Source organism: Paenibacillus sp. FSL K6-2862, from assembly GCF_038005125.1.
GTDB classification, from domain to species: Bacteria; Bacillota; Bacilli; order Paenibacillales; family Paenibacillaceae; genus Paenibacillus; species Paenibacillus illinoisensis_A.
This window is the reverse complement of record NZ_JBBOSN010000001.1, coordinates 1002498-1020277: the sequence shown is the minus strand read 5'-3', so window position 1 is coordinate 1020277 and position 17780 is coordinate 1002498. Positions and strand designations below refer to the sequence as shown.

Sequence of the window (17780 nt, the reverse complement as noted above, 5' to 3'; positions counted from 1 at the left end):
TTTACCTCGTTATTGTTGATTAAACTGCTCATAAGCCTTGGCCATTTCCTGATAGGCCTGCTTGATGTCCGGCTGGCTGTTCAACTTGTCTACATAGGCTCTGAATTCTTCGACACTGATCTGTCCAACAATCGTTCGGGTCAACATGGAGCTGTACTCGTCTCCATATTTGGGCCATGTCTCTCTCCAGGCCTCCGAGGTAATCACCCGGTAGAAATCGATCTTACCAATTTCGTCGAAATTCTCGACTTCCTTGATTTTGGCGTCATTATAGGCTTTGTCTCCGGAAGCACTAATCACTTTGCCCCACTTGGCATAGGCGAGCACACCTGCCCCTTTGCTCGTTGTGTTCACTTCCTTGACACCTTGCTCCGTCAGCACTTTCTGACCATCCTGTTCCGTATAGTGCGTACCCTCAATTCCATAGTAGGCAAAGTCCGTCATTTCCTGGGAAGCGGTCATATCAAAATACTTCAGGAGCTGCTTCACCTTTTCTTCAGGCACCTTCTTGGAAATGTAGAATCCACCAGCAACTCCGGTCTCCAGACCGACCGCTGCGTCTCCATGAGGACCTGTCAGAGACAAATTCAGAATTTTGGCGTCAGGCTGCCCTGATTTTTTCATGGCCTGCTCCCATTCATGATCCCACCAGATCGGACGTCCGTAAGAAGCCGCCCGGTTGGTCTTGAACAGTTCTTCGGCCTGACTTTCCTTCATTACGGCATACTCCTTGGACAGCAGCCCATCCGCATACAGTTCGCGGAACCACTCGACCATCTCCACATATTGTGGTGTTAAACCCGGGCTCATGAGCCCACCATCGTTATCGTAGGTCGGGTTATACGCCCCGAATCCGGCCTGGAACATGGCTGGTGGATTGTTGACGAATAACAAGCCGACCGTATCTTTTTTGCCATTGCCGTCCATATCACTGTCCACGATTTTCTTCAGGGCTTCCCTATATTCCTCGAATGTCTTGGGAACCGGCAGGTTCAACTGCTTCAGCCAATCCTCCCGAATTTTCAGTCCGCCATCAACTCGGGAACGGGAGCGTGGAACAGCGTAAATCCCTCCATCCACAGACAGGTATTTGAGCGCATCCGGCGCCAGATTCTCCTTCAGGTTCGGATATTCACTGAGATCTCCTAGGAACGGAGCCAAATCCCAGAACGCACCGTTCTTGATCGCGGTAATCAGCGTGGGGCGAATCTGATTCTGGTAGGCCACCACTTCTGGCAGATCGCCGGAGGCGAGCAGCAAATCCAGCTTTGTATCCAGATCGCCTGAAGGCACCCATTCAATATCGAGTTTGGCGTTGGTGCGCTTCTCCCATTCGGTCCAGTATTCGTTGTTCATATCGGGAATTTCATTGTACAATCCGGCAAACATCTTGATGTCCAGCGGCTGATTTCCACCGGATTCTCCGCTATTTGTGCTGCCTGCCGTTTCACCTGAACCACTGTTCCCCGTACATGCCGCCAGCATGGTTACAGCCAGAAACATGCAGAGCCATGTCGTCCATCGTTTGTTCCCCTTGTTCATTCGCCTTCATCTCCCTTATCGTCAGATTGGTAAGCGTTTGCATTTATACATAAAGCACAATTCAACTTCATCAGCGTTCAACCTTTGACGGAGCCAATCATGACACCTTTGGCAAAATGCTTTTGCAAAAATGGATACACAATCAGGATCGGCACCATGGCGAGTACAATCGACGCCATACGAATGGTCTCCTGCGGAACGACACTTTCATCACTTGCTCCTGCCTGAGCTACGGCGACAGAGTTCGAATCAATGACGAGCGTCTTGATGAGCAGCTGAAGTGTCCATTTGCTTGAATCGGATAAATAGATCAATGCATTGAAATACGCATTCCAATGTCCTACCGCGAAAAATAATGTAAACGTGGCGATCGCTGGCATGGATAACGGTACAATAATCCGGAAAAATGCGGTGAGATCACTGCATCCATCGATCTGTGCCGCATCCTCCAGCTCCGAAGGCAGCGATTCCAGAAAGCTTTTTATCACAATCAGGCTCCAGGCATTCGTCAGTCCAGGCAAAATCATGGACCAATAGGAGTTTAGCAGTCCCAGCTCCTTCACGAGCAAGTAATTCGGGATAATCCCCGCACTGAACACCAAGGTGAAAATAACCAATCCCATTATCCACTTATGCCCCGGCAGAGAGCGTTTGGTTAACCCATAAGCCATGGTGAAGGATACGATAATATTCAGTATGGTGCCTACAACCGTAATAAACAACGTGCTTTTAAACGCATTGATAAAACTGTTGGTTGATAAAATATACCGGTAGGATTCAAGCGACCACTTCTCCGGGAACAGATAAAACTTGAGCGGCACATACACCTTCGGATCGGTAAACGAAACGCTGAAGACATATAAGAACGGGAATATACATGCCAGCGAGATCAAAGCAACCAGACTGTAATTGATCCAGTCGAAGAGCGTGAGCCCTTTTTTCTGCACAACAAAGCTCATAACCTATCCTCCTTTCTGATAGACCACCCACCCACGGGATTAATAGATGCCTTCATGTCCAAGTCTTCTTACAATTTTGTTGGCTGCCACAATCAGGAACAATCCAACCAGTCCCTTGAACAGCCCCACGGTAACCCCAATGCTGATCTTGCCTTGCAATATCCCGTACGTATAGGAATACGTATCAAATACCTCTCCAACCGAACGAACCAACGGATTCATCATCAGCAAAATTTGTTCAAACCCCGTATCGGCCATGCTGCCGAGGCGCAGAATCAGCAAAATGATAATGGTCGGCCGGATGGCAGGCAGCGTAATATGCCAGATTTGCCGGAACCGTCCGGCTCCGTCTACAACGGCAGCTTCATACCGCTGAGGGTCCACTCCCGCCATGGCCGCGAGGAAAATGATCGTTCCCCAGCCGGCTTCCTTCCACATGCTCTGAGCCGTAAGCAGCCCCCAGAAATAGTTCGGTTCTGATAGAAACGAAATCGTATCCTTGCCGCTCTGTGCAATCAGCTTGTTCACAATGCCGACGTCCGTGGAGAGCAGAAAAAACGTCATGCTGGCAACGACGACCCAGGACAGAAAGTGCGGTAAGTACACAATCGACTGGTTGATGCGTTTAAACGTCTCATGCCGAATTTCATTCAACATGAGAGCCAGCAGAATCGGCAACGGGAAATGGAATACCAGTGCGATCAGATTAATGGCGAGCGTATTTCGCAGCATGATGTAGAAGTTGGAGCTGGCAAACAGCTCATTAAAATGCTTGAATCCCACCCATTCACTTCCCGTAAACCCGAGGAACGGATTGTAATCCTGAAAAGCCAGCAGCAGTCCCCAGAGAGGAACGATCTTGAACAGCAGGAAATACAGCAGCCCCGGCAAAATAAGCAAATAGATCATTCGGTGTTTGTACATGCGAGACAGAAGGCTGCCCGATTGCAGCTTGCCCGCGGCACGGTTCACCGTCGTTATCTGAGGTTTCATTCGGTTAACGACACCTCTTTCTTCGGGACATGTTCCATCTCAAGTACAATGGCTTCATACCGCTTCAGTTCGGTAATGGTTAGTCTGACTTTGTTCCCTTCGATATTCATGGGAATGTTATTCGACGAACATAATGAGTACGCTTGAACAGGTACTCCGATATCGCGAAACTCAATCGTGCGGTTATATAGCGGTATCGCTTCCAGATATGTCGTTCCGTTAAAACCGGACAAGTTCAGGAGCTGGAGAAGTACATCTCCTTGTTCCGTCCGATTCAGAAATAGCTCCGTGCTGGCAGGCAGATCATTCTTTAACACGTTCTCCCCGATCAGCCGGGCCAGAATATCCACCACGGCATGCTTGTGATCTTCAAAACCGTGCCTGTAATACAGAACACCCGGATTCCACGTGTAATAGGCTGCTGTACCGCCGGTTGGCGGATTGGAGATTCCCAGCCCGTAACTGTCCCCCACCCGGTGTCCATACGCCCGTTCAGGCGGACCGAATGATGCAGGTTCAATATACGGCATGCAGCATTCGGTATTCGATGGGTCAAATTCTACGTGATCAAAATTACCGCTAACCGTGATCCACTCCCGGGCCTTCAGACTGGGAAAACGCTCTTCATCTCCCACGTGAAGATAGGCAGAGGGAAGCAAGTTGGTATTCCCTGTATGCACGGCTCCGAACCAGTCTGATAATGCTTCTGAATCCTCTCTTAAGGCATTTCCAGTAGCAAGCAGCGCTGCGCCTTGGCTGAGCAATTTGCTCAACGTTTCCTTGGTATCGATGTGAGGCCTTTGCAAACCAGGCAGGATGACTGCTTTCACTGCGGCCAGCTTATGTGCCATGGCGGTAATCTGATCTTCGACGATGACATCGAACAGGACATGGGCTTCTTTTAACATTTTGAACAGACCCAAATATTCAGTCCCTGCCTCTGGTGCCTTTGGTTTAATCAAAATGACTTCAGCCATGGAAGCAAGACCTCCATAGATATGTTCATGCGCTGCATGATACCGAAAAATGTCCCGGGCTGCTTCAAAATTCTTCCGATCCGGATATCCCTCGAACGCTCCTATAATACAGAAATCAAGTCCGGAGCCGCTGGCAATGTTCTGATATAACCTTACTTCCGTCTCATAGGGAGACACTCCCGTGAATCGATAGGTCAAATCTATGGCATTGATACTGCAATTGCTGACCAGTTTATCGTCCCAACTGCTCACTACGGAGGCCACATTCTCTGAGGCGGAATACTGCCATAAAGGCAAGCTTCGGGTTAGCGATGTATTCGATTCCTTGCGAATGATGTCAACCCGGTGCGGGTGGTAGGTGCTTATGGCCACATCCGGCCAACGGGATTTTACCCGGTCTGCAATGTTCTCCAGGATCGCCCTGGATGTAATCTCCTGAAAATGAAGATACGCTCTATGCAGTTCATGCTCCGGCCCCGTGTAGTTCAGCAGTTCAGCCCCGCAGATCTCCTGAAAACGACGCCTGCAGTTGTCGCAATAACAAGGTCCATAATGGTTGCCGCTGTAATCCCAATGCTGGTATCCAAACATATTGAAGAAAATGCCGTCCACCGGATACTTCTCAAGCACCTCCGTAATCGTCTCGATCGACTTTTCCTGCTGATACGCCCCATTCAGACACGTATGCACGATTCCATAATAGTTCACTTCCTGTCCGTTACGGTCACGATAAAACCATTCCGGATGTGCCTCAAAGAGCGATTCATGCGCCTTGCTGAAATCGAAGCGGGCAATAAACTTCATTCCTTGCTCATGGGTCTTCGATACAGCTTCTTGCAATAAATCGGTATGAAGATAAGGTGTGACATATTGATGCTCCAGTGCAGAAGGATAAAAGGCGAAGATTCCTCCCGCATTCATCATCAGCACATTAGCTTGGAACTCCTGCAGCTCCTGGATCAGCAGGTCCACATTCATATCCGCATCAATCTCGCGGAGATTATTTTGAATCAGGCGAAGACGGTTTGAAGACCACCATTTCATTCGCATCATCCTCCTCTTGTCTGCGATGTACCTTAACGGTATACCTTGAGCAGCAGGCACAGTAGGGACATATTTTGCAGATAAAGAACATGAAATTTATGTCCGTTCTATTGGGGAAGATGTGCAGTACTATGGCAAATGCTTCGGAAAAGGGGACAAAAATTGTCCGACCGTTATGTAATGGAACGTTTTGCTTCAAAAAGAAGATTAGAGGAATCGAATCACCATATGCTGTACAAGCTAACGGAAACTTCCTCGTACGGAAAGGAGGATTTCCATGAGCCGTGAAAAGGGAGAAATCACGATATGGCTTTCCTTTTCCATCATCTTGCTCAGCGCCGGACTGGTATGCCATGTTCTATCCATTCCGGCCATTCTCGATCAGGCCGGTAGAGACGGCTGGCTATCTGTAGTAGCTGCTGCGCCTTTCTTCATGCTTTTTCTATGTATGATGTTCATTATTATTCGAAGGGTAAGGGGACAGCGTCTAACCGACTGGATTACGCGGGAGTTCGGTGCGGTTTTTTCCTGGATCTTTCGTATTTCGGCCTCTCTTTTACTGCTCGCACTTGGCACACATACCTTATATGAGACAACGAACTGGACGGTATCCACGTATCTGCAATTCACACCGCCATACGTGCTCGCCGGAGGCGGAGCGCTGGTTGCTGCCTGGGCGGCTGCCAAAGGGATCCGTTCCATTGCCATGACTTCGAGCATTCTGCTGCCTTTCGTGGTCCTACTCGGCTATTTTGTCATGTCAGCCAACATGAAATACAAGGACTATGGCCAGTTATTCCCGATCATGGAATATGGTGCCGGACCCGTTATGAATGGCATGATCTATTCGCTTGCAGGACTAATGGAGATCTGGATCTTGATGCTGTTTCAGCACGATGTTAAAGGCAAAATTCGTTGGTGGCATGTTCTGCTCCTTGGTCTATTTATGCTTAGTATGGCCATCGGCCCTACCCTGGGAGCCATTGTTGAATTTGGCCCGGAGGAGGCAGCCAAGCAGCGGAGCAGTCCTTATGAGCAATGGAAGCTGGTGAATATCGGGAAGCTGCTCCAGCACGTGGACTTCCTATCCATTTATCAATGGCTGAGCGGTTCTTTTGCCAGAGTAGCGATTTCCATCTACCTCATTGTAGATCTGCTGGATATTCGCAGGCCCAAGAAGCGATACATTGCTGTATTGTCCGTCACATTCATCATGTGCTTGATAGCTGTACATTGGTGGCGGATTGATTATGTTGAATATTATGTGAAACACATTCAATTTCCGGCAATGCTCATCTATGTATCCATTGTTACCGTCCTATTAACGCTGGCCGCGTTCATACACAAAAAAGACAAGGAGGCTCCTGCCCATGCCGATCAAAACAACACCCAAGAAGGGCCAGCAACAGGCTGAACCTTTTCGAATGAATGAGCATAACCTGACGACATTTTTTGACGGATCTGATGATGTCATCATCAGCAGCCATATGATCGGGGAGTCTCCCGTACAGATCATCCTTGTGTATTGCAGCGGCATGGTCGATAGCAAATCCATATACGATATTATTCTGCCTGAATTGACTCGTGCTTACGAGCATACTCACTTTCTACGTACATCCGATATCGAGAGAGCCATCACCCTGCAGTGGACACGTATGGATTTGCAGGCTGAACTGGGGAAGGAACTGATATCCCTCCGGGTGTTTGAGGGGCATATGCTGGTCTGCATCCCTTCCCTGCAGACCATGTGGAGCATGGATATATCCAATATTCCTACCCGCACACCGGAAGAATCCACAACGGAAGTATCTATCCGCGGTCCAAGGGATGGCTTCATCGAACGAATGTCAGTGAATATCACGTTGATTCGTACACGTCTGCGTACAGCCGAATTAGCATGCAATATCGAACTAATCGGTTCACGTACGGTGACCAAAGTCGCTCTGATGTACATCAAAGATATTGCCAACCCCGACTTAATTGACGATGTCAAGGATCGGCTGCGCAAGATTGATACGGAACGCATTATGGCAGCCAACGAGCTGGAGGAATTGTTATCGCCATCGAAGCTCACATTGTTTCCGGTAACTCATTACACGGGCAGACCCGATTTTGCAGCAGAATGCCTGCTCAATGGTCGCTTCATTATTATCGTAGATGGCAATCCCAGTGTTATCATTGGTCCGGTGAATCTGTTTCTGCTTCTCAAATCCCCGGAGGATGCAAACTTCCCTTTCCTCCCGGTAAACATGGGCCGCATGCTCCGCTTTATCGGTCTTTTGGTGACCATATTCCTGCCCGGATTTTATATCGCCCTGACTTCCTTTCATATGGATCAGCTGCCTTTTCCACTCGTAGCCACGATCTCGGTTGGACGGATGGGTCTGCCGATGGAATCGGGTGTGGAGATGTTTCTCATTATGCTTCTGATGGAGCTGTTCCGGGAAGCAGGAGTACGTCTTCCCAGCGCTATTGGTCAAACGCTGACCGTCGTTGGTGGTTTGATTATCGGGGATTCAGCCATCCGTGCAGGCATGGTCTCCCCGCTCATGATTGTCGTCATTGCCGTCACAGTGGTCGCAGGCGCTACAATCGTGAATCAGGTGATGACCAGTTCCGTGCTGATTCTCCGTTTCTTTTGTTTTGTCCTTAGCGCATCCCTGGGTATATACGGCTTCATCCTGTCCATCATCCTGTTCCTGATCTATCTGACCGATCTGAAGTCGTTCGGCATTCCTTACCTGACCCCGCTGACACCACTTAATTTCAAGCAGGCCATGGCATCCCTGTTCAAGCTGCCGAAGGGATGGATGAAGCGCAGACCGGTCTATCTTGAAACACAAAAGCCACGCAAAGAAGGTAACGATCGATGAAACGGCAGATGCGAAGGTGGTCGCTCGGGCTGCTTAGCCTTGCTCTGTGTCTCGTGACCAGCGGATGCTGGAGTGCCTATGAGATTCAGCAGGTCGATTATGCCAAAGCGATCGGCATTGAATACAAGGACGGTTTGTATCACATGTATGTTCAAACGATGGACTTTGCCAGTGTAGCCAAAAGCGAAAGCTCTGCCAAAACAGCGGATACCCCTCCCGTATGGGTGGGACATGCGGCTGGGAAAACATTGAATCTGGCTGTAAATGAACTGTTCCGGAGCGCTCAGCTTCATATCGCCTGGGGCCATGTGACCGCTATCGTCATGGACGAAAGCGTTCTGACAAGCAATCACATCAAGGATGTGTTCGATATGCTCGGACGCTTTCCGGAATCGCGATATACCACTTGGGTGTATGGTACTCGTGAGCCACTGGAGGATATTCTGAGTGCGACATCCATCTACAATATGTCGCCGCTGGACAGCATTCTTCATAACCCACTCCCCACATTTTTGGAGGAGTCGCTCTTTCCTCCAGTGCTTAGTTTCAAGCTGATTGCCACGCATAACAATACGTCCACGACAACGTATCTGCCAAGTATTGCCCTGAACAAGGAGCATTGGTCTCAAAACAAAAAGAAACACGAACTGTTTGTCATTGAGGGTGCTTTTTTCGAACGAACCGGAGATAATTTCGAATATTTGCCTCGCAGTAAGCTTCCGGGATACCACTGGTTGCTCAAGGATATGCGGCGCGCACCACTGATGATTGAAAATGAGGGAACCATCTATGGGGTCCTCAGTGTGGGTCTGCCCAATCTTAAGATCAAGCCTGTTGTTAAGGGGAATGAGGTTCACTTCAATATCGATGCCAAGTACCTAACCGCCTTGTACGAATATCTCACCCCCATTTCCTATGATGAAATGGTCAAATATAGTGAGAAAACGTTACGGGATCAAATCTTGCAAACGTACCGTGAGGGGCTGCGGCGCGGAGTCGATGTGTATGGCCTTCAGGAGAAGCTGTACCGCAAAAATCCAGGCCTGTGGCGTAAGCTATCCAATAATGGTTCGAAGATGATCCTGACCGAAGACTCCATTCAGAACCTGAACATCAAGATCACCATCCCCTATACGGGAAAATTCCAGAGAAGAGTATAGCAAATCAGAAGCAGTAAGCCCCCTTGTTTGGTTAAAAACCGGACAAGAGGGCTTATTTAATGATAATCCGAACAGCAGGATTGGAACATTGTAATAAAGAGTATTCGTATATTGATTCAACCAGCCAAAACGGTACACCGCCGAATTCTACTGTTACACTTGTCACAACTGTGTACTGTTTAAAACTACTTCATACTCAAATAAAAAGAGTAATTCTTACTTCAAAAGAAAAGACACCTAATAAGAAGGTCTGTAGCTTGTTCTGTTTCAAGAAGATTAATCTGCATTGTACAAATAATTATGAATGCCGTCTTGTACTTTGTTGTTATGCCTTATTTCAAAATAGATAAGTACCAGTAAGACAGTTATCAGCACCAGTAATACAGACACAATTTTTTGAAAATTATTCATTGCCAGTTATAACCTCCGTTAAATGAGTTACTTAAATCAAACATGTGTTGAACAGCACTGTGCCATGCGGTGAAATGGCTTATTGTAAGTACTGTATAAGGATATTCAGAAGCTGCCTTCCAACTGGTGCCGAGTTGAAACTATCTGTTGATTGAAGATTCTGTAAGAAATCCGATGTAATTGCCCATTTTGATGTCACTTCTTATAATATTCCATAATCCTTAGACGAGTGGTCAGGATCAGCGCCTGAGGAATGAGCACGAAAACGATATAAATAATGACAATCAGCCAAAGATGTGCCGCAAAATTCTCCGCACCGAAAGACGGCTGCGGACGCTCAATAAAATACCACCAGCACGGGATGGCCACTAACCAGGTCAGCCCTGTCGAGATGAACATCTCCTCAATCCCGCTCCACAGAAAGCAAAATAAAGCAACAAAGATAATGGGACCCGCCCATGATTCCAATATCGGCCCCCAGCTCTGAAAGATGAAAATAATGGCTGGATACAGCAGGGTAAAGGTCCAGCGCCAAATCGGGTTGTTATAGATGTGCATCGCCTCCTCCTTGTCTGTCGCTAAAATTCCAACTAAACTAAATTTATATTTATACCTTTTACCATAAAAGGAGATATACACCTAATGAGAATAAAGCTATTAACGGTAGTTCTTTTGCTTATTTTTACATTTGTAATAGGATGTTCGAGCATGTCCACATCAGATCAACAAAAAATGGTAGAAATCGCTACGCCTATCAGTGCCCAGTACATCAAGCAATATTACAATGCTGAATTTGTTGTAACCAGCTATGATATTGATGATCCTTCAATCCATTCGCGTCTTTACCTGTACGGTTATGTAACAGGACATGAAGATGAACGGATTACAGTTTCGTATAACTATGACAGACAGGAAGTTCTCAGTGTCGAAGGACCGGGTTGGTTTATGGATAACCGTAATCCAAAAAAAGAAGTTCCCTCATCCTAAGGAATCACTGCAATGAAATAGCTGTGTTAACAAAAATTGACCCTGAGAACTCCCGGTTCTCTTTATGTAACGGTTAGATGTAGTTCATTTGTAATAATTACCTCTTATTCAAATAAATTAATTATAAATCAAGATGCTTACACCGAAAACAAAGGTCAGAAAAAATAAGCTAAAAGTCTGCAATTGAGGCAATCGAAGGACCATCACCAATGGATTAATGTAGGCTGTTGTTACCAGAACTTTTGGGGATATGGGTAATTTCAGGAAAGAATTTCTGCGGAAAAGGCATGATTCGATATATGTTGGCTCATACTACCTTCAGGAAAAAATTGAAGGAGTGACAACATGAGCTTGAAAAGCATCATTGCAGTCGGTGCAATCCTGACCTGTTCATCTTTACTATGGGGATGCGGGAATAACGGGAATAGTCCAAACCATGCATCACAGCAAAATGAACCAGAGGTTCAAGTTGAAAGCTGGAATGACCCCAAGCGACTTGAGGCTTCTCATCTTGAGGCTCTGGAGCGTATGGAGAAAGATCATATCCACCGAATGGTCTCATTGAGTGCACATACCGATGGGGATCAGGTGATGACCACACTCGAACGATCCAGTCAAAAGCTTGAGGAAATGAGACCACTTGCTGAAATGCTTCAGCATGAAGGGCACCCCGCATTGCTGCAGCGAATTCAGGAAATGTCAGGTGATATCGAAGGATCCAAGTCAGCACTTACCGAGATGAAAAAGAACCCTGGAGACGGTAAGGTCAAAATCCAGTCTTCCAAAACCGATGCTTTGCATCATATCAGCAGTTTCCGTGAATATCACCAGTTTATGCAAGGGCAAGTGCAACCTCTCGAACAGAAACACCCGCAAGGGTCACACTAAAATAAAGTTAACTCAGAGAACCGCTAACCATTGGAATGCTCCATTCTGGTGATTTGTGGTTCTCTCCTTTTCACTAATTAATTCCAAATATAATTGTAATATGTTATATATAAAGGGGTTGCATCGTTATTTTAATGAAAAAGAAGAGCTGTATTAGTATTAAATAGAAAATTTAAACTCCTTTTTAGAAAGTAACAACATCCTACTCAATTAATAGCAGCAAGGAGTACTCAAGTTGAACATGCCCATAAAAAAATATCTTACTTTTTCTTTCTTATTCATATGCATCTTTTTATTTTCTGGATGTATGTCTAACGAACAAAAGGAAACTTTAGAGAAAGCCCAGCAAGTGAGTCTCGCCTATCTTAAGGAGAACTATGGTGTGGAGGTAGAGTTCACAGATCATAAATTCCTTCCCGCTGACCTGAGTCATAATGTGAGTTTGAGCGGACATGTAAAGAATAATAAAAATACGGAGATCACAATTCTCGTCAATTATGATACTTTTGAAGTGCAGAATGCGATTGTTCCCAAAGAGATTCTTGATCAAAAGAAGTAGAATCAGATACATCTATACATCCAACCTCACTCGCCGTTACCATAACTTCAAAACACCTACTCCTCTTCGCTCGCACCCAGATACGTTATGAACGCTGCCAGGGCGATGACCACGTAAATGTTAATCCATACTTTGGCCGCACCATAGGTTATATTGAAGAACCCCAGATACATAAAATCTTCACCCTGTTCAACCGATTGAAATACAAGTAACAGACACAGCAATATGCAGTACACCACGACCGTCAGTGCGCCAATTCTCAGTCTTCTTCCTTCTTCAATTCGAACGATCAGCAGAGCACTGAATATAATGGCAACAAAAAAAATTGCAAATAACATAAGTACCTCCCTTGTCTCTGGATGTCAATCTCTTGCTTCTCCCCTATACAAGGTAATTACCCTCCCTGCTTCAATCTCATTCCACCCACAGCGACACCCATATGAACATGCTAAATAACAGTACGGGCGTAAGTGCACCCGTCGCTAAAATAAACCAAAGTGTTACCGGTTTTACATTTTGAAAGTAGGTGTCGAAGTTATGCATTCGTCCTTTTCGCCATTTGGCAAACTTGAGCTGTCTGATCATTCGGTTCAGGACTCTTTGCCGCTGCTCGCCGTCCTCTATATCTTCCAGTTCACGCCTCAACTCTTGATATAATTGTTCCTCTTCAAGCGCATCCGTCACTGTGGTTGTAGTCATCTTGAATACCCTCCCTTGTCAAAACCTACTGAAATATTCCTCTGTTTCATGTTAAATACCCTCTCAGCATCAGCCCGCCGTTTCTAACCCACTACCTAATCAACAAGCAAATCATCTTCAAAGTTTGGACTTTAGTCGAAATTAAAATAAACCAAAAAGCCCGGGCAGGCCCGGACTTGGTTAAACACTTATTTATTCTTCTGATTCGTTTGTTCACGTTCCACAATCATTTATGTTCGAAGCGTTACACGTTACCCATAAATTTAATGCACGATGACCTCACGCCTAGCCGATCAATTCATTCAGACACACTGCACCCTGTGCACGCACGTTCACGACAATAATTGGTGTTTCTAGCATGCCGTGCATCCAGGACATATACTCATCGACTTTGTCGTTTGGAAGGATAGTGAGGATTACCCCTGCGAATCCACCACCGTGGATACGGCAGGCACCATCGCCCAGGTTTTGCAGATAGTTTTCGGTCAGGGCAAGCGCAATCCCAATCTCCTGCTCCTTCACAGAACCACTCTGATATACATTCTGGAGCCACTTCCAGGACGAGTTCCCTGACGCTGTAATCAAATTCAGGAAGTCCGCAAAACGTCCATCCCGCAGCGCCTGCACCTGGCCATCTACCCGGTTATTCTCCTCCAGGAAATGAAGTGCACGCAGCACCGCACGATCTCCCGCAGCTTCACGTACCTGCTTGAGGTTCGCGTAGATGTTCTCGGCTGTAATCTCCCGAACATACTCCTGGCCCAGCGCCTGAGCAACCGCTCTCATCTCAAACGGCACGGCAGCATAGTCTTCGGTCAGATCGGCATGGTTTCCGCCTGTATTTACAATCACCAGGGAGTAGCCATTCTGTTGGAAATCCCATTGCACAGGTTCAATGACAGGCTCAGCCGGGTTCGCAAAATCAATCGCGATCAGACCACCATAAGCACATGCCATCTGATCCAGCAGACCGGACGGTTTATTCCAATATTGATTCTCCGCATACTGACCAATCTTGGACATCACCACAACATCCAGCGTTCCTTCGTTGTAGAAATGATTAAGAATCGTACAGATCAGCATCTCGAATGAAGCCGACGAGCTTAGACCCGATGCCGAGAACACGTTACTGGAGATGTACGCCTTGAAGCCGCCCACCTTGTATCCAAACTCTCCGAATCCCGCAGCCATACCGCGAATCAACGCCGTCGTACCGTCGTCTTCTGCCTTCGGCGTCAGATCTGTGAGATCGATTACATATTTCTTGTCATAACCTTCCGAATAAAAGGTAATCACGGATTCCGCGGTTGGTGCCGCCACTGCAATTGTATCCAGCGTAATGCTGCCTGCCAGTACCTTGCCATGGTTATGGTCCGTATGGTTACCACCAATCTCACTGCGTCCTGCGGCGCTAAACAATTTGCTGCCCTCTTGTACACCAAAGTACTCTTCAAAAGAAGCGTTCAGCTTCGTGTAACGTGCAGTCTGTTCCTCGACCTGCTGCTGTCCGTACATTTGAGCAAGCAATGCTTGGCCTTCTGCGGACTGGATCAGTTGTAATGGTTGTGTCGTCATCTCTACTCCTCCTATGGGTATGTAGCGTTTATTTATGCTGTGGGTGAAGACTGTTTTGCCTTTGGTTTCTTAGCCATATTCCTCTCCCATTATCTCAGCTTCGCACCTGAAAAGGTAGGGTAGAATTGAAAGTTTGTAAACGTTTTATGAAATGTATTGGATGTGCCATGCAATAGGGTTAACCTTTTCCATTTTCAATAGGTTCAACTTCAATCTGATCAAAGATGAACTCGTTCTTGGCCTTGTCGTATGCGTAGGTCACATTAAAATCACATACATATGTCGGAGATATGCCAACAGATCCGGGAAGATTTAATTTAATCTCCTGATTCTCCAGCCTGTAGATTGTTACACCGCCAAAACCAAGCTCATCTTGATCGTGATCCGGAGCTGGATCGAAATCATAATCGAAGTTATAGACTTGTCCTTGTACTTCTGCTGCAATCGCTAACGTACCATCCCCGTTCTTCTTAACATGCGATTCAATGTAATTCGCTACAATGTCTTCGTAACTCTGTACTCTAATTTCGGAGAAATCATCGGCGTTCACGACATGGATATCGTAATTATTTAAGCCTGTCCCTCTCCCAGTCTGGATGATTACTACAGCTTCTTCCTTACCGTCCCCCGTAAGATCCGTATAGTGCACCTGCGGGTCCGTTCCCATATCTCCAAGATAGTACCAATCAAAGTCTTTGGTATTTCCATTTGTCTCAAGAGTGAATATATGGTGTGAATCTTTTGCTTCCCTGTTATCATAGAGTTTTACTTGTCCACCCTCTGACGATCCGAGCCAATGTAATGTTGGATTCATTTCTTGCTTTGGCTCAATTGTTGCTTGCTTGGTGGTGGGCTCAACCTGTTTTTGCGGATTAGATCCTGTAGAGTTTGCGTCACATCCTGCAAGCAAAACTGCACCCATCAGTAACCATACTGCCATTCTCTTTTTCACCGATTAAATCTCCTTTCATCTTTTGACACAGGGTTCAGTACCGAGGCCAAATGGATTATACTACAAAGATATCCATTTTTGGTTTCGAATCGGTATCCATATTGTCATAAAAGGAGATTGTCATTTCTTCAGAAACTAAGGTGAACTACAACTTAAACAAAACACTACATACACTTAAACAGCCTCTACATGCAGCCAGTCTAAAAACAGGCAAACTGTCCGCTGTTCAGTCTGCTCAACTGATTTTTGAAGCAGCTAATTCGAATACAACTTTCTTCTTCTAGCTCCTTGACTGTTACGTAAGGTGATACTTGATAATGATCTCAAGCTTACAAGAAGGAGAGATTACAATGAAGATTACCGCGTTACGTTCAGATAAAATTTACGAGAAGATCATTCATGCGTCACCCGATCAGAAATTGGAGTTATACCGGCAGGAGATGATGGGGCCTTTTATGCCGAAGTGGAACATTCAACAGATCCCCTTTCGATCCAGTGATCCTCATGGCTTTGACGTTATCACGATGAATAATTTGATGAATATCTCACCTGCAGGCATTACGCCTGAAATTAACGAACCACTCGCAGCTATTTCATCTGAAACATTTTGGCAGCAATGCGATCAAGCTGTTAGGGCAGGCCTAACCACATTTACGAACAATCGCATCGATCTTCCGGTATCGAAATATCTATACACCGTTTTATTAGGAGATCAGAACAGTCAGGTAATGCAAATGAATGAAGGAATCTGCGGAGATGGTGGAATCCCCGGCTATATTATCGCGAACCTGATCCCGAATGCATATACGTTACCTCGCGTTCAATCCGTATTAGCTCATGAGTGCAATCATAACGTGAGATATCAATTTATTCAGTGGGATCCGTATGTTACGCTAGGAGAAATGATTGTTAGTGAGGGACTCGCAGAAAGCTTCGCAACATCTCTGTATGGTAAAGAGTTATTAGGACCCTGGGTGGCCAAAACGAATTTGGAAACCCTAAATACAATCATTAAACCGAAAATGAAGGACCAACTGCATGTTACAGGCTTCGAGCAGATTAATCCCTATCTATACGGGGATGATCTTGCAAGAACGCAGAACTTTACTCCCGTTGGGATGCCCTATGCTGCTGGCTATGCCTGTGGCTATCATTTGATTCAATATTATTTGAACAAAACAGGCAAACATATCACCGAAGCAACCATCACTTCGGCAAGTGAGATCCTTGCTGAAACAAAGGACTTTTGGAATGAAGACACCCTATTTCACCGTTAAAGACATCATTCAGATTACTGGCGTTACCAAACGCGCCTTACATTATTATGATAAGACCAATCTATTGAAACCGACCAAAGTCGAGGATAATGGCTATCGGTATTACGATCAAGAGGCACTGGGGAATCTGCAAATGATTCTGTTGTTCAAGGAAATGAATTTTTCATTGAAGGATATTGCAGCCATGATGAAGCTCTCCAAGGATGAACAGAAAGAGATCTTAAGAGAGCACCGCAGTACACTCGTGCAACGAAAGCAAAAGCTCGAAACCATCATCGATCAATTGGATGAATATGTGGATGGCACGGATATCGTTCATCTCAATATGTTCGACGACTCCCCCATCCAGTCCATTCAAGAGCAATACGACTCCGAGGCGAAGCTCGTTTATGGGGGTACGAAAAAGTATCAGGAATTTGAAACCAATGTGAACCGGCTCTCTGCAGAGGAGCAACAACTAGCCTACCAGCAGTTCTCGGTAAACATGGAGAAGGTATTTCGTAAGCTGGCTCAACACCAGGATCAGTCTCCCGCTTCTGTTGAAGTGCAAAAGTACATTCGTGAATGGAAAAGCTGCCTCGAAACATTTATGGTGTGTGATGCTGAGATTTTGACATGTATTGCAGAGGTCTATGTAACAGATCGCCGATATGCTGGTTATTTTACTCAGTTTGGCGATGAGGATTTCTTGGGGTTTTTGTATGAGACTATTATGGTTTTTATTAAAGATGGGGAGCCCTAAAATGAAAAAATCTAGCTCCCGATCATATGGTACTTCATTCTTAAAAGAATCTAAAAAGCTGCTATGAATTCAGATAAACTGAATTTGAGCAGCCTTTTTTTGCGAAAATCTTTTGTCTTAGACTCGATGTCAATACAGTCGA

Annotated in this window: 17 protein-coding genes; 8 read left to right on the top strand and 9 right to left on the bottom strand. The window is 46.0% G+C overall.

All coding sequences use genetic code 11. The features are described from left to right. Positions 1–9 precede the first annotated feature (9 nt). The 4 genes from MHB82_RS04625 to MHB82_RS04610 all read right to left on the bottom strand — a co-directional run bounded on the left by MHB82_RS04625 (position 10) and on the right by MHB82_RS04610 (position 5515). On the bottom strand, positions 10–1542 hold the full coding sequence (locus tag MHB82_RS04625) for an extracellular solute-binding protein (protein ID WP_095361113.1): 1533 nt from the start codon (positions 1540–1542) through the stop codon (positions 10–12). Positions 1543–1619: 77 nt separating this feature from the next. Further along, positions 1620–2501: a carbohydrate ABC transporter permease gene (locus tag MHB82_RS04620; RefSeq protein WP_095288713.1), complete on the bottom strand. Its 882-nt coding sequence runs from the start codon at positions 2499–2501 to the stop codon at positions 1620–1622. 39 nt (positions 2502–2540) lie between these two features. Continuing rightward, positions 2541–3494 (bottom strand): ABC transporter permease, encoded by a 954-nt coding sequence (locus tag MHB82_RS04615; protein WP_095361112.1) that lies wholly within the window; start codon positions 3492–3494, stop codon positions 2541–2543. Then, entirely contained in the window at positions 3491–5515 is a 2025-nt protein-coding gene (locus MHB82_RS04610) for an alpha-amylase family protein (RefSeq protein WP_341173969.1), read from the bottom strand. Before MHB82_RS04610 ends, MHB82_RS04615 begins: the two co-directional genes overlap by 4 nt. A gap of 277 nt (positions 5516–5792) precedes the next feature. Between MHB82_RS04610 and MHB82_RS04605 the strand changes: the two genes are divergently transcribed. From MHB82_RS04605 to MHB82_RS04595, 3 genes are read left to right on the top strand one after another with little or no spacing between them, the layout of a single operon-like run. After that, a complete protein-coding gene (locus MHB82_RS04605; protein WP_095361110.1) occupies positions 5793–6929 on the top strand; it encodes an endospore germination permease in 1137 nt (378 codons plus the stop codon). Then, positions 6886–8388, top strand: coding sequence for a spore germination protein (locus tag MHB82_RS04600; protein ID WP_095361109.1), 1503 nt, complete (start codon positions 6886–6888; stop codon positions 8386–8388). The genes MHB82_RS04605 and MHB82_RS04600 overlap by 44 nt, the downstream gene beginning before the upstream one ends. After that, positions 8385–9548, top strand: a complete 1164-nt coding sequence (locus tag MHB82_RS04595) for a Ger(x)C family spore germination protein (RefSeq protein ID WP_341173968.1) — start codon at positions 8385–8387, stop codon at positions 9546–9548. Before MHB82_RS04600 ends, MHB82_RS04595 begins: the two co-directional genes overlap by 4 nt. Before the next feature lie 606 nt (positions 9549–10154). Here MHB82_RS04595 and MHB82_RS04590 read toward each other — a convergent pair. Next, positions 10155–10517, bottom strand: a complete 363-nt coding sequence (locus tag MHB82_RS04590; protein ID WP_110755835.1) for a hypothetical protein — start codon at positions 10515–10517, stop codon at positions 10155–10157. A 150-nt stretch (positions 10518–10667) separates the two neighbouring features. Between MHB82_RS04590 and MHB82_RS04585 the strand changes: the two genes are divergently transcribed. The 3 genes from MHB82_RS04585 to MHB82_RS04575 all read left to right on the top strand — a co-directional run bounded on the left by MHB82_RS04585 (position 10668) and on the right by MHB82_RS04575 (position 12393). Further along, positions 10668–10946 carry a hypothetical protein gene (locus tag MHB82_RS04585; RefSeq protein WP_110755832.1) on the top strand — a complete coding sequence of 93 codons (279 nt, stop codon included), beginning with the start codon at positions 10668–10670 and terminating at the stop codon, positions 10944–10946. Between the two features lie 345 nt (positions 10947–11291). Beyond that, positions 11292–11834, top strand: a complete 543-nt coding sequence (locus tag MHB82_RS04580; RefSeq protein WP_341173967.1) for a hypothetical protein — start codon at positions 11292–11294, stop codon at positions 11832–11834. A 235-nt stretch (positions 11835–12069) separates the two neighbouring features. Further along, positions 12070–12393, top strand: coding sequence for a hypothetical protein (locus tag MHB82_RS04575; RefSeq protein WP_341173966.1), 324 nt, complete (start codon positions 12070–12072; stop codon positions 12391–12393). A gap of 56 nt (positions 12394–12449) precedes the next feature. On the opposite strand, the gene MHB82_RS04570 is transcribed toward MHB82_RS04575, so the two are convergent. The 4 genes from MHB82_RS04570 to MHB82_RS04555 form a co-directional block, all read right to left on the bottom strand. Next, positions 12450–12731 carry a hypothetical protein gene (locus tag MHB82_RS04570; RefSeq protein ID WP_341173965.1) on the bottom strand — a complete coding sequence of 94 codons (282 nt, stop codon included), beginning with the start codon at positions 12729–12731 and terminating at the stop codon, positions 12450–12452. Between the two features lie 76 nt (positions 12732–12807). Beyond that, a complete protein-coding gene (locus tag MHB82_RS04565) occupies positions 12808–13092 on the bottom strand; it encodes a hypothetical protein (protein ID WP_341173964.1) in 285 nt (94 codons plus the stop codon). A 285-nt stretch (positions 13093–13377) separates the two neighbouring features. After that, positions 13378–14667, bottom strand: a complete 1290-nt coding sequence (locus MHB82_RS04560) for a galactokinase (RefSeq protein ID WP_341173963.1) — start codon at positions 14665–14667, stop codon at positions 13378–13380. A gap of 178 nt (positions 14668–14845) precedes the next feature. Further along, a complete protein-coding gene (locus MHB82_RS04555; RefSeq protein ID WP_341173962.1) occupies positions 14846–15607 on the bottom strand; it encodes a hypothetical protein in 762 nt (253 codons plus the stop codon). Positions 15608–15969: 362 nt separating this feature from the next. Here MHB82_RS04555 and MHB82_RS04550 point away from each other — a divergent pair, with 362 nt between their 5' ends. Both MHB82_RS04550 and MHB82_RS04545 read left to right on the top strand, forming a co-directional pair. Beyond that, positions 15970–16896 carry a DUF2268 domain-containing protein gene (locus MHB82_RS04550; RefSeq protein WP_341173961.1) on the top strand — a complete coding sequence of 309 codons (927 nt, stop codon included), beginning with the start codon at positions 15970–15972 and terminating at the stop codon, positions 16894–16896. After that, positions 16871–17638, top strand: coding sequence for a MerR family transcriptional regulator (locus MHB82_RS04545; protein WP_341173960.1), 768 nt, complete (start codon positions 16871–16873; stop codon positions 17636–17638). Before MHB82_RS04550 ends, MHB82_RS04545 begins: the two co-directional genes overlap by 26 nt. Positions 17639–17780 lie beyond the last annotated feature (142 nt).

Bases quoted from the DNA above. Each gene is read 5' to 3' on its own strand.
- MHB82_RS04600 (WP_095361109.1), top strand. From the start codon at position 6,886: ATGCCGATCAAAACAACACCCAAGAAGGGCCAGCAACAGGCTGAACCT.
- MHB82_RS04595 (WP_341173968.1), top strand. From the start codon at position 8,385: ATGAAACGGCAGATGCGAAGGTGGTCGCTCGGGCTGCTTAGCCTTGCT.
- MHB82_RS04580 (WP_341173967.1), top strand. From the start codon at position 11,292: ATGAGCTTGAAAAGCATCATTGCAGTCGGTGCAATCCTGACCTGTTCA.
- MHB82_RS04585 (WP_110755832.1), top strand. From the start codon at position 10,668: ATGTCCACATCAGATCAACAAAAAATGGTAGAAATCGCTACGCCTATC.
- MHB82_RS04620 (WP_095288713.1), bottom strand. From the start codon at position 2,501: ATGAGCTTTGTTGTGCAGAAAAAAGGGCTCACGCTCTTCGACTGGATC.
- MHB82_RS04605 (WP_095361110.1), top strand. From the start codon at position 5,793: ATGAGCCGTGAAAAGGGAGAAATCACGATATGGCTTTCCTTTTCCATC.
- MHB82_RS04615 (WP_095361112.1), bottom strand. From the start codon at position 3,494: ATGAAACCTCAGATAACGACGGTGAACCGTGCCGCGGGCAAGCTGCAA.
- MHB82_RS04570 (WP_341173965.1), bottom strand. From the start codon at position 12,731: ATGTTATTTGCAATTTTTTTTGTTGCCATTATATTCAGTGCTCTGCTG.
- MHB82_RS04555 (WP_341173962.1), bottom strand. From the start codon at position 15,607: ATGGCAGTATGGTTACTGATGGGTGCAGTTTTGCTTGCAGGATGTGAC.
- MHB82_RS04560 (WP_341173963.1), bottom strand. From the start codon at position 14,667: ATGACGACACAACCATTACAACTGATCCAGTCCGCAGAAGGCCAAGCA.
- MHB82_RS04590 (WP_110755835.1), bottom strand. From the start codon at position 10,517: ATGCACATCTATAACAACCCGATTTGGCGCTGGACCTTTACCCTGCTG.
- MHB82_RS04550 (WP_341173961.1), top strand. From the start codon at position 15,970: ATGAAGATTACCGCGTTACGTTCAGATAAAATTTACGAGAAGATCATT.
- MHB82_RS04545 (WP_341173960.1), top strand. From the start codon at position 16,871: ATGAAGACACCCTATTTCACCGTTAAAGACATCATTCAGATTACTGGC.
- MHB82_RS04610 (WP_341173969.1), bottom strand. From the start codon at position 5,515: ATGAAATGGTGGTCTTCAAACCGTCTTCGCCTGATTCAAAATAATCTC.
- MHB82_RS04565 (WP_341173964.1), bottom strand. From the start codon at position 13,092: ATGACTACAACCACAGTGACGGATGCGCTTGAAGAGGAACAATTATAT.
- MHB82_RS04625 (WP_095361113.1), bottom strand. From the start codon at position 1,542: ATGAACAAGGGGAACAAACGATGGACGACATGGCTCTGCATGTTTCTG.